The organism is Ligilactobacillus sp. LYQ60, assembly GCF_045033015.1.
In the GTDB taxonomy this organism is placed as follows: Bacteria; Bacillota; Bacilli; order Lactobacillales; family Lactobacillaceae; genus Ligilactobacillus.
On the sequence record NZ_JBJFZV010000001.1, the window covers coordinates 423,927 to 435,556 of the forward strand.

At 46.8% G+C, this 11,630-nt stretch carries 11 protein-coding genes and 1 other RNA gene; 5 read left to right on the plus strand and 7 right to left on the minus strand.

Going from position 1 to position 11,630, the window contains the following annotated elements:
* Positions 1 to 55: 55 nt before the first annotated feature.
* Positions 56 to 664, plus strand: a complete 609-nt coding sequence (gene rpsD, locus ACI3EZ_RS02025; protein ID WP_405023938.1) for a 30S ribosomal protein S4 — start codon at positions 56 to 58, stop codon at positions 662 to 664.
* Between the two features lie 72 nt (positions 665 to 736).
* Here the strand turns inward: rpsD and ACI3EZ_RS02030 are convergent, their stop codons facing one another.
* Both ACI3EZ_RS02030 and ACI3EZ_RS02035 read right to left on the minus strand, forming a co-directional pair.
* On the minus strand, positions 737 to 1,003 hold the full coding sequence (locus tag ACI3EZ_RS02030) for a hypothetical protein (protein ID WP_405023939.1): 267 nt from the start codon (positions 1,001 to 1,003) through the stop codon (positions 737 to 739).
* 43 nt (positions 1,004 to 1,046) lie between these two features.
* Positions 1,047 to 2,969, minus strand: coding sequence for a hypothetical protein (locus ACI3EZ_RS02035; RefSeq protein ID WP_405025352.1), 1,923 nt, complete (start codon positions 2,967 to 2,969; stop codon positions 1,047 to 1,049).
* An 83-nt stretch (positions 2,970 to 3,052) separates the two neighbouring features.
* Between ACI3EZ_RS02035 and ACI3EZ_RS02040 the strand changes: the two genes are divergently transcribed.
* The 4 genes from ACI3EZ_RS02040 to ACI3EZ_RS02055 all read left to right on the plus strand — a co-directional run bounded on the left by ACI3EZ_RS02040 (position 3,053) and on the right by ACI3EZ_RS02055 (position 5,519).
* A complete protein-coding gene (locus tag ACI3EZ_RS02040) occupies positions 3,053 to 4,333 on the plus strand; it encodes a replication-associated recombination protein A (protein WP_405025353.1) in 1,281 nt (426 codons plus the stop codon).
* A gap of 33 nt (positions 4,334 to 4,366) precedes the next feature.
* A non-coding RNA gene (ssrS, locus tag ACI3EZ_RS02045) (6S RNA) lies at positions 4,367 to 4,551 on the plus strand.
* A 69-nt stretch (positions 4,552 to 4,620) separates the two neighbouring features.
* Positions 4,621 to 4,911 (plus strand): hypothetical protein, encoded by a 291-nt coding sequence (locus ACI3EZ_RS02050; RefSeq protein WP_405023942.1) that lies wholly within the window; start codon positions 4,621 to 4,623, stop codon positions 4,909 to 4,911.
* An 83-nt stretch (positions 4,912 to 4,994) separates the two neighbouring features.
* Entirely contained in the window at positions 4,995 to 5,519 is a 525-nt protein-coding gene (locus tag ACI3EZ_RS02055) for a universal stress protein (RefSeq protein ID WP_405023943.1), read from the plus strand.
* Positions 5,520 to 5,577: 58 nt separating this feature from the next.
* On the opposite strand, the gene ACI3EZ_RS02060 is transcribed toward ACI3EZ_RS02055, so the two are convergent.
* From ACI3EZ_RS02060 to ACI3EZ_RS02080, 5 genes are all read right to left on the minus strand, one after another.
* Positions 5,578 to 6,762, minus strand: a complete 1,185-nt coding sequence (locus tag ACI3EZ_RS02060; RefSeq protein WP_405025354.1) for an MFS transporter — start codon at positions 6,760 to 6,762, stop codon at positions 5,578 to 5,580.
* 138 nt (positions 6,763 to 6,900) lie between these two features.
* Entirely contained in the window at positions 6,901 to 7,470 is a 570-nt protein-coding gene (locus tag ACI3EZ_RS02065) for a DNA-3-methyladenine glycosylase I (RefSeq protein WP_405023945.1), read from the minus strand.
* A gap of 30 nt (positions 7,471 to 7,500) precedes the next feature.
* Positions 7,501 to 9,042 (minus strand): glycerophosphodiester phosphodiesterase family protein, encoded by a 1,542-nt coding sequence (locus tag ACI3EZ_RS02070; RefSeq protein ID WP_405025355.1) that lies wholly within the window; start codon positions 9,040 to 9,042, stop codon positions 7,501 to 7,503.
* A 110-nt stretch (positions 9,043 to 9,152) separates the two neighbouring features.
* The gene (locus ACI3EZ_RS02075) at positions 9,153 to 10,286 is read right to left on the minus strand and encodes a D-alanine--D-alanine ligase family protein (protein ID WP_405025356.1); all 1,134 of its coding nucleotides are present in this window, start codon (positions 10,284 to 10,286) and stop codon (positions 9,153 to 9,155) included.
* A 133-nt stretch (positions 10,287 to 10,419) separates the two neighbouring features.
* The gene (locus tag ACI3EZ_RS02080; RefSeq protein WP_405023948.1) at positions 10,420 to 11,613 is read right to left on the minus strand and encodes an FtsW/RodA/SpoVE family cell cycle protein; all 1,194 of its coding nucleotides are present in this window, start codon (positions 11,611 to 11,613) and stop codon (positions 10,420 to 10,422) included.
* Between the last annotated feature and the right edge of the window lie 17 nt (positions 11,614 to 11,630).

Below are 11,630 nucleotides of genomic sequence, written 5' to 3' on the forward strand. Positions count from 1 at the left end.
CTAAGTTCACATTCGTTATTTTACTCCAAAAAACTTTTATTGGAGGAATTACCTTATGTCACGTTACACAGGTCCAAGTTGGAAAGTTTCACGGCGCCTAGGAATTTCCCTTTCGGGTACCGGGAAAGAATTGTCACGGCGGCCATACGCCCCAGGACAGCACGGTCAAAACAACCGGCGGAAACTGTCCGAATACGGCATGCAGCTGCAAGAAAAACAAAAGCTACGGATGATGTATGGCTTGACCGAGCGGCAATTTGCCAACCTCTTTAAGAAGGCCGGTAAAATCCGCGAAGGAAAGCATGGTGACAACTTCATGATTTTGCTTGAACAACGGCTTGATAACGTTGTTTACCGGCTGGGATTAGCAACTACCCGGCGACAAGCACGGCAACTTGTAAACCACGGCCACATTACGGTTGATGGTAAGCGGGTTGACATTCCATCATACGAAGTTCAACCAGGCCAAGTGATCTCCTTACGTGAGCGGTCCAAGAACCTGCAAATCGTTAAGGATGCCCTTGAGGCAGTTGTTGGCCGGGCACCATTCGTTACGTTCGATGAGAACAAGATGGAAGGTTCCCTGGTACGACTTCCTGAGCGGGATGAACTTGATATGGATATCGACGAATCACTCGTTGTTGAATACTACAACAAGCTGTAATTCGGATTCGATCACAAAAACAGGAATGCGCTACTTGACGCATTCCTGTTTTTGTGTACTATGGAGGATTATTTACTTAATCCCAATGAACAACCGGTGACTCCGGGGAAACTCTACGTTCATTTGCTTATCAAGAAGTGTAAGGACCTTTTGCTGATTTAATCCCTTCTTATTAAGCCGGTCATAACCATTTTCTCGAAAAACAAACGCACCGTTATTTGCGATAATTTCAATCCGTCGGTCTCGTTTCCACGTTGTTAACGTAATATGGAAACTTTTGCTGGTTTTCACCCGCTTAGTAATCATCATTTTTGCCGTTGTTCGCGTTGTTTCCTTCATTGCCTCTCATCCCTTCACTTCCATTGTACGCTTTCCCTTCGGCTTAACGCGACGATTTTGACTTACATAAAATGGCTAACACTTTACCCGCAATATCCTGGGGAGTTGGCTGAAGAAGAACCCGTTCATGCATCCCGTACTGGGGCGTTGAATGAATCCCTAAAAAAGCAAACTGCCCCGGTTTCTGCGTGTATGGCTGGTAGATATTCGGGATAATCACATCCACCCCACCATCATGTAATCCCACCGCATTTAGCGTCTGAACGATTATTCGCTGGTAGGATTCATCCACACTAGAACCAACTTCGCGGGTTTGAAAGCCCGTCCCATTCGTTGCATCAAACCGGAGAAAGACCTGCGTTCCCCGGGACGGAACACTTGTTGGCCCCAATCCTTGCCGAATCAAAGTTTCTCGCTCAAGTTTCCCCAGATGCAAAGGAACCCGATCAGGATATCGCTGATTAGTAACCCTTACCAGTTCCTGAATTGTGCGGTGTCCATCCCCTACTACGTTAGCAGGAATCCGTTCAACTAAACTACAAATTTGATCGTTTATGACCAACGCCCGGTAACACGAACCAGGCAAAACCTCTTCAACGTATGCCACATGTCCCGTTACCAGGATCCGGTTTATGGCCGTCATAAATTCATCTTGCCGGGGAGCTAACCGGAAAACAGTAGTGTTCATCACTGCTGTTTGGGCAGCCTTAACGGTTAACGCTCGCCCCTGGATATACGGGTACAGTTCTTGGGCAGCATGCCGGTTAGTAACCACCCATCCGTTCAAAACCGGAACAGCTTGCCGGGCAACCAGCCGCTTTACGGCATCCTTATCCGAACTCAAAGCAACCCCAACCGCCTGGTTCTTTTGGGTAGTTACCCCGTTTTTCACTAACCGCCCGTTTATCCGTAAAAGACCTGCGGAAGCATCAACAACTTGCCAAGCCACCCCTTGCCGGAGAGCGGCTCCGGCCAATGACTGTGAATTGCTATCAAGCGTCGCGGCCAAATCATCCGCCTGCTGCTGCAGCTGCGCGCCCACTTTAGGAGACCACTCGTCATCAGCTACTGGTGCTGCCGACGCTAACAGTTGGCGACAAAGCCCCTGCCAGTCAACTAGCCCGTACTTAAGCGCAAACCGTTCGATAGCTGTCCACAACCGGATACATTGTGCCGGAGAAACCGCAGTTTCTTGCACTTTACAGGCAACATTATCCCATTCGGCTGGCGGAACTCCAGGAGTAAGCAGAACATATCCTGTCACCATCGCTAAGGTACGAAGCATCATCGGTGCAATCATTTCCGGGTACTTGGAGGTTAACCTCCATCCTGGTAACTCCAACAGACTAATTCCTTGGTTTTGCGTAGCACCCTGTAAGATAACCGGCATCTTCCCGGAAACAGCACTTTGAACGTACCGCGCTGGCGTACGATAATCCGGAAGTTGCCAGTTCTCCGATTCCTGACCCCACTGTTGGGATAAAACAACTCGGTGAAGGGCAAGGCCCTGGGCAAGTTTCATATAAATTTGGTCCCGGAACACCCCGTAATCCAATTCCATGGACTGAAATCCCCGTTCGTATAGCTCCGTTAAAAAGGTTTCCGGAAGCATTAGCCGGACGGTCCCCCCTTTATTTTTTTTCTGATCTGGCAATAGCAATAATCTCTGCTGGGCTAACTCCTGTTGAAGCAGTGCTGTTTGGCGTCTTACAGCGGTGATCCCGGCATCAATCCCAATTGTTGGATACGTTATCGCCGTTAATTTCGGTCCGTTCACCCGAAGCGTCTCCCCGGAAACAAACGGATTCTCTTTAACCGGATTCCCCGCACGATCGCAAACAACAAGGTGCCGTTGAACCTGCCACCGTATGTTTTTCAAAACCATTAACAGGCCGTTATCAACTATTTGCTTCCCAATTTCATCTAACGCCACGTGCCATTCCTCCCGGATCATTATTGCAGCCATTATACCATTTACTCCCTCAGCAAACCGAAGAAAGAATGTGTGCTATTCTTAAGGGGAAACTAATTAGATTGGAGGAGTAATCCATGAAACCATTGGCGTACCGGATGCGGCCAACTTCACTCGATCAAATCGTTGGGCAACAGCACCTTGTCGGCCCCGGGAAAATCCTCAACCGCATGGTCAAGGCAAAGATGCTTTCATCAATGATTCTATACGGCCCGCCGGGAACGGGAAAAACGAGCATTGCCAGCGCCTTGGCCGGAACAACAAAATACGCTTTCCGGAAACTTAACGCCGTAACCGATTCAAAAAAGGCCCTCGAACAAGTCGTCGCTGAGGCTAAAATGAGCGGGACGGTTATTTTAATGCTTGACGAAATTCACCGGTTGACTAACCCCAAGCAGGATTTTTTACTACCACACCTCGAAAACGGTCAAATTATCCTCATTGGGGCAACAACGGAAAATCCCTATATTACCATTAACCCCGCTATCCGGAGCCGGGTTCAAATTTTCGAGGTTAAACCCCTAACCGCCGCCGATATTGCCACGGCCCTTGACCGGGCACTCTCCGATAAGGAAAACGGACTCGGAAACTATCAGATTAATCTTGATCCCACCGCTAGAAAACTCCTGATAACGGCCACCTATGGGGACCTTCGCAGCGTCCTTAACGCCTTGGAACTCGGAGTTAAATCAACTACTCCCGCGCCTGATGGAACCATTCACCTAACCCGCGCAATCATGCAAGAATGTCTCCAACACAAGGGGTTAGTGGCCGATAAGGACGGTGACGCACATTACGATGTGCTTTCAGCCTTCCAAAAGTCAATTCGGGGATCGGACCCAGATGCTGCCATTCACTACCTTGCCCGCTTAGTTGACGCCGGCGACCTTCCAAGCATTGAGCGCCGGCTTGCAGTTATTGCATACGAGGACATTGGGTTAGCAAATCCAGCAGCAGCAACCCATACCATTGCGGCAATTAAGGCCGCCGAACAGGTAGGTCTTCCCGAAGCCCGGATTCCCCTCGCTGATGCGGTTATTGAACTCGCCCTTTCTCCCAAGTCAAATAGCGGCATTACCGCCATTGACGCGGCGCTTAGAGATATTCATGCCGGCAATGCTGGCATTGTCCCTGATCATCTCCGTGATAGCCACTACCAAGGAGCTGATCAGTTAGGACGCGGGGTAACGTATAAGTATCCGCACGACTACCCGCATGACTGGGTCAAACAGGACTACCTCCCCGCTACCCTGAAAAACCGGGAATATTACCACCCCAAGGAAAACGGACGGTACGAACAGGCTCTTGCTACCCAACTCCGGCGACTCAAGGCAGCCCGTAAGCGTCATTCCCGGTAGTTGTCTGTTTGAGCTAAACGTGGTACCATTACGTTGTTTCTGAGGTGTACGCATTGTCCTTTAATGTAAGGTTGACCGAACACTTTTATCATATGGAACCTGGAGCTCTGGTCGGATGACAAGCCGGTTGTCCGGACGCCAGAAGGCAGATTATGGGTTCATCCTGCGTTGACGCGGGTTCAACTACGTGGACGATTAACGGCACTACCGGACTAGGGGATTGCGCTTACGCAATCCCCCTTCTTTTTACTTGATTTACGTACCGTTTAATGAATGGGGGATTACCATTGACCGGAATAGTTAAATTCTTATTGATTCTCCTTGCAATCATCGTCCTGCTTCTTGGAGGTTACGTTCTTACTCACCGTAACCGTCAACTCCTTGTTCTCCACCCTGAAAACAACCATGGACTTCGCATTCTCCTTACGGTTTGGGGACTACTGTTGGTTATCCTAGCGGGCGCCACCCTAGTAGTCGTTTTTACCACCAGTAAGTTACTTGTAGCCGTTATGCTTGTACTGGACGCCATCGGAGTAACGGGTCTTTCCGTTATTGGCTGGGCATATACAACAAAATAAATCGATTAACGTGGTGAAACCCTTTCATTTTTGGAACTGATAACGTAGAATAAAGGTGTAAAGATGATGAAAGGGTGATTCCAATGTTACAAAACTACAAGAATATTTTAGTTCCCGTTGACGGATCGTACGAAGCAGAATTGGCCTTCAAGAAGGCGGTCGCAGTTGCCAAGCGGAACGGCGATGGGGCCCGGATTCACCTGGTCCATGTCGTTGATACACGGGCATTTCAAAACATCTCTAGTTTCGATACTGCAATGGTCGAGCAGGTGACCGATACCGCTAAACAGACCATGCAGGAGTACGTTGACGATGCTAAAAAGAACGGTTTTAGCAATGTTGACTACTCCGTTGAGTACGGTGCCCCTAAAGCGGTAATTGCTAAGGAGCTCCCGGAAGATGAAGGTATTGACCTGATTATTATCGGGGCAACCGGGTTAAACGCAGTTGAGCGGCTCTTAATTGGTTCGGTAACAGAACACGTTACCCGGACAGCACCGTGTGACGTTCTCGTTGTAAGGACGGATACTAATAACCACTTCACTACGGAAGCGGAACGACGGAAAATCCAACGGGAGCGGGAAGCTACAAATAAAGGTGCGTTTTAACTAAAAATCAACTTATAAACAATAAAACGTCGGCGTATATCGCTGACGTTTTATTTTACTATGAATGATACCGTTTTCCCTGATAAAGCCAAATCAACCAACACGAACTAATAATATAAACAAACACCAATACCCCTTCAACCTGTAAAAATGGAAGGTGCTGGTCAAGTAACCCGACAATCCACAAAGTTAAAATTGAAATCCCGCTGGCACAGGTTTCCGTTAGCGACATCATTGATGACATTACATTCGCCGTGACCTCCTGCTGCATGTTTACCATTAGCTGGCTATTATAAATATTAAATGGAAACAAAAAGCAAATAACTAAAAGTAAAAAAATATATTTACTTGGAGCCATTATGGCTAAGAGAAACCCTCCCCCCAACAGAATAACCAACTTTGTTAAGGCCTGACTAAAATCACAGTGACTAAACCAATGATTACTAATAATTGCAATTACCTGAAAAACAACGTAAAAAATCCCAAAATACGCCTTTGAAAAGTGTTGCTTTAAAAAATTAATTTGCCAAAATTGAAAAAATAACTGTGCCACGATTTGATAAACGCTACATAATCCAATCACACATAAAATCCGACGACGTCCAAGTAACATTTTAAAATCACTCAGTACGTTCCGCCATGACGGGCGTACGCTGTGGCCATCGTTTTCATTTCTCTGCGGATGAAACCCACCCACAATTAGTCCAAACGCAACGACTAGTAAAATTAACGAAAGCCAATACATCCTAATATTCATAAACTGATAGATAAATGATCCAACGCCCCCGCCAATCAATCCACTATATAACGTTGTATGATTAATTAAAACGTTTACGTGCTTAATTTGTTCATTATCACCATTTGCACGCCTAATAAAATAGGCATCTAATGACCCATTTATTGTCGCTGAACTTATCCCATAAATAAACCACGAGCAGCACAGTACAATAAATGAAGATGAAACCATTGTGAGCATATAAGATACCGTAATTAGAATCAAAGATACCTCATACGTAAGCTTCTCAGACCATAAATCTGTTAAAAATCCTGAAGGTAAATCAAAAATAATTGCTGCCAACATGAAGAAACTCTGAATAATTGCGATTTTGGCAACGGTCATCCCTTTATTTAATAAAATCACCGTTAATACTGCATGGGGTAAGACACGTGCCAAATTATAAATAAAAAGACTACCGAGATAAATGGCGCGATTATCATTTACTAGCCGTAACTTGTTACTCATTAACATTCCCCCACAACCTACTAGGAATCCTATTTTGATCCGATTATAGCAAAATTAGATTATAATGTGAATGAAATGAGTAATATTAAGCGTGCTATTCTACCATAATAATAATATTGCCAAAAAACGTGCCCCTCATCAATCACGTTTCTTCCCATCATATTTATCCCTTGCAGGACAACCCATTAGATGATCATTCACAATCCCTACTGCCTGCATAAACGAATAACAAACCACTGGTCCCACAAACATAAACCCTGCCTGTTTTAACCGGTGGGCCAAAGCTTTCGCGGCAGCCGGAGCTTGTGGCACCTCGTCACTTGTTTGCCAATGATTAACCACCGGGGACTTATGCTGCCACACAAATTCATCAAATGACATGTCATTTTCATGGAGTGTGACGATTGCCCGCGCGTTCTGCACCACTGCCGTGATTTTTCGCTTATTTCGAATAATTCGGGCGTCCGCAATTAACCGCTTAATCATTTCTTCATCGTACTGGGCAACTTCCGTAATCCTAAACCGCGCAAACGCCTCCCGTAACGCATTACGCCGCTGTAAAATTAGCGTCCACCGTAGCCCAGCTTGAAAAATTTCTAAGCTCAACATTTCGAATAACCGGTCATCATTATGAACGGGACGCCCCCATTCACGGTCATGGTACTCCCGCACCAGTTCATTAATTCCTGCCCATGTACACTTTGGCATTTCATCACCCCTACCTTATAACTACGCCATTTAATCGCATTCTTGTAACATCACTTGCATCCGGGCTGTAATCCGGACCGCTGGCGAATGCAAATCACGGATTACCCGCCGCACCATTTCAGGCCGATCAGTAATCACCCCGTCGCATCCCTCAGCAATTAACTGCATGGCAATCCGTTGATGATTAACCGTCCACCCCCACACCGCAACGTGCCGTGCATGTAAGATCCGCAATGCAACCGGCGTTAAGGTATGATAATCCAGCGAACACTGTTGGATTTTTCCCCGCGGAAAACCACATAAGACAAACGGCAAGATTAACGCCCGTTTAATGTGGGGAGCCTGTTTGGCCAAAGTTGTAATCATTGCACCGTCAAGCGAATGAAATTGAGAACCGGCTGGTAACCCGGACTGGTAATCACGAAGAAACGACCGGACGACTGCCTGTGCGTGGGGAGCCGGCTTAATCTCAATTAAAAGGGGTTGATGAGCTTTTCGCGCCGCTTTAATGTATGCCCCCGCACCATTCAAATAACTTGTTTTCCCGTCATCGGTTACCCTGATTCGTTTGGCCTGAGCCAATGAAAGACTACGAATAGCAACCCGTTTTCCGTACACAGTAACGGTCGAATCATGGTTTATGACAAACCGGTGGTCCCTGGTCTCCTGAACATCACACTCACTCAAGGCCGGATGCACTCGCTGGCTGGTCGTCACTAACGCCTGCATCGAATTAGGACGCCCAGCCCCGTCACTCATCCCTTTATGCGCAATCACCTTGACGGGTGACCTAAGCGGTTGATCAAGAATCCGGGCAGTTTGCAGACCAATTCCACTCCAGCCGCCAACCATGAGCATTAACCCGAGCCATGACCAACCGCCCCACCGTGTTTGACGTCTAAGTGTCGCGAAAACCTGGGTTCCCCCATTAACCTCAAAAAGCCAGAACATCCATGCCCAAAACAAACCCAAAACGAGCAGTTGCCCACCAATCATGAGCAACGTTGCCACCACCACGTTTGCCGGAAATAACTGGTGGACTAACACTGCTCCCTGAAAGACAACCTGCTTGGCAATAACAAAAAACATCCCGCTTCCTACCATTATTCCCAGCTGCCGCCAATACCTTCCCCGGCTATTCTGCCAGGCTGCTTTAAACGGGTGCACGGCCCCATGAACGCCGATAAAAAACGCAGGTACCAACCGAGCCATCCCCAACCACCAGCCAATATAAAGGACTCCGCCCATAAACCCGATATTCCGCCGGTGAAGCACCACCCAGGTAACAACCTGGCCGGATAAAACAAGGTGTGCACACCACGCTAGGAGTAACCGAATCCCCCCAAACGGAAGAAGCCACAACGCAAGTAACACCCAAGCGCTAATTATTCGTCCAAAAGCTCGCAAAGAAAACTGCCTATTGGGGGCCAATATCATGGCGGTAATAACGGGGGCGCCGATAATTACCGAAAGAATCCCCCATCCTGTTTGCTTCATTAAAAACAATAGTCCCGGGAAAGCTCCCCATCCCAGAACAATTCTTAACAACATTGTTTTTTGCCGTTCATCCACTTGACTAGCACTCCTTTAAACTAGTTCGCTCACGCATCCCAGCCTAGTTACAAAAACAGTGATTGTGTTATTCACAACCACTGTCTCATCGTTACTTAACTGTCTCCAGTTTACTCCCTATAAATCTTCTTGCCAACGTGCTCCTCTCCCAACTTAATGAAGTCGTAGTGAAGTTTCGCGTTGTCGTTATACTCATCAATGGCCAGTTGAATTAGCCGGTCAATTAAAGCACTGTACTTAATCCCAGAAACCTCCCACAACTGTGGATATAGCGAAATATTCGTAAATCCTGGCAATGTATTTGGCTCACCAAGGTACGGGACGTTGTTCTCATCAACCAGAAAGTCCATCCGGGCCATTCCCCGGTTCCCGAGCACCTTAAAAGCCTGAAGCGCCATGTTCTGAATTTCCTTTGCCAGGTCAGCAGGTAAGTCAACCGGCATGGTAAACGTTACCCCAGAAGCATCAACAAACTTATTGTTATAATCATAGAACTCGTCGGCTTCTGGAACAGTGACCGCTCCTAGCTTAGAAACCTGCGGGTGCTGGTTTCCCAAGACAGAGCATTCTACTTCGCGGGGGTTCTTAATACACTCTTCAATTAGTACCTTGTAGTCATACTGGAGCGCATCTGCTACCGCATCGTTAAAGGCTGTTTCATTATCCACCCGATGAATCCCCACAGAAGATCCCTGCCGGGCTGGCTTAACAAACAGCATTCGCCCAAGTTTTTGACTACACTTTGCATATGTCAATTCATCCTTATTTTCTGGCGTAATGACCACATACTTCGTGTTGCGAATTCCGTGATAGGTTAGCAACTGCTTGGTAAGGTCCTTATCAAAGGAAATGGCTGACGACGCAATTCCACTCCCAATCCACGGCTTATCCAGTAGCCGAAAAAGGCCCTGAACCGTCCCATCTTCTCCCATATTTCCATGGATCACCGGGTAGAAAACATCAACATCACGGACTTCTGACAGATTTTGAATGTTTGCCAGCGGGTTACTAAAATCAACGCCTTTCGTTGCTTCTGCGACCACCGTTTCTTCATCGGCTCCGTTAAAAATTTTCATTGAGTCTTCGTTTCCGAGTAAGAAACCATCCTTGGTAAACATGAAAACCGACACATCGTACTTATTCCGATCAAGCGCATCATAGATGTTATGAGCAGAGCGTTTTGAAACGTCGTGCTCTGATGAATTCCCGCCAAATAGCAATGCAATGTGTAATTTTTTTGTCATGGCATTTTCCCCTATAAATTTAGTTTTAGCCTTTCTTTCTAAAAACCCATTTTACCATGCGAAAACGACGGGAAACAACTATCTTCCCTCGACAAAAAAAGGCTGTGTCACTTGTCACAGCCGTTATATTCCATTAATCAAACGTTGTCCGGTCACTAAACATGTAACTCTTGTAGTGATACCTCATTGACATTACCATTCCAATTCCTAGCATATTCCCAATTAGGGATGACCCTCCCTGACTAATAAATGGAAGCGGAATCCCAGTTAACGGAAGGAGGCCAATACTCATCCCGATATTTTCAAACACGTGGAACAAAATCATCATTACGACCCCGGTTGAAATATAGGCGTAAAACACGTTTTTTGTATCAAAGGTCACCTGTAAAATTTGGAAAATCAATAACAAGTAAATAAAGATCAGGACACAGCCGCCAATAAAACCGAAGTTCTCTCCGATTACCGAGAAAATCATATCTGATTCCCGGACAGGGACGTAGACGGTAGAAACATCAAAGCCCTTCCCAAAAATCTGACCGGACCCAATCGCCTTCATACTCTGCCATAACTGATAACTATTCCCGGTTGACCCGGCTGCCGGATGCAACCACGCATCTATCCGTTGAAACTGGTAATTTTGGAATCCCAGATGTAAGAGGATCCCCCGCCCATAAGTTACCAGTAAAATTGCCGTAACTCCCAGGGCCGCGACCATTGCAACTACCGGGGCAATGATACGCCAGCTAATTCCCGAAACAAGCACCATTCCAAAGAAAATAGCGGCAAAAACAAGCGTCGTCCCGAAATCATTTTGCAAATGCAGTAACACGATAATCGGTAGGGTCCACAAAAACATCTTCCCGATTAACCGCCAGTCGCTCTCAAGCGTATGCTGCGGATAAACTGAGTTATGCTTTGCAATTACTCGCCCAAGCATTAGAATATAGGCCGGCTTCATCACTTCCGATGGCTGAAACGTCAGCGGTCCTAGAGCAAACCAACTCTTCGCCCCGGTCTTAAGCGCATACGCCCGACTATAAAAGACCAGCAAAAGAACAAGTAATGTAATTCCAATTCCGTACGCAATGGGTGCAAGTTTCCAAAGCTGTTCGGCATCAAAGCGCATCACAATAACTACAAGTAAGACTCCAATAATGTACCACACCGCCTGAGAAACCAATGCATGGAGGACACTTGTCGTACTCGTATCGTGCTTAACCGCCACGTAAAGGGCCGCCATTCCAATTACCGCCAATAAGAGAACGGACAAAATGATCCCCCAATCAACCCGGGCTTCGTTTTCCCGCCGTAACTGTTGTTGTTTCACGTTAACCGGCTCCCTTC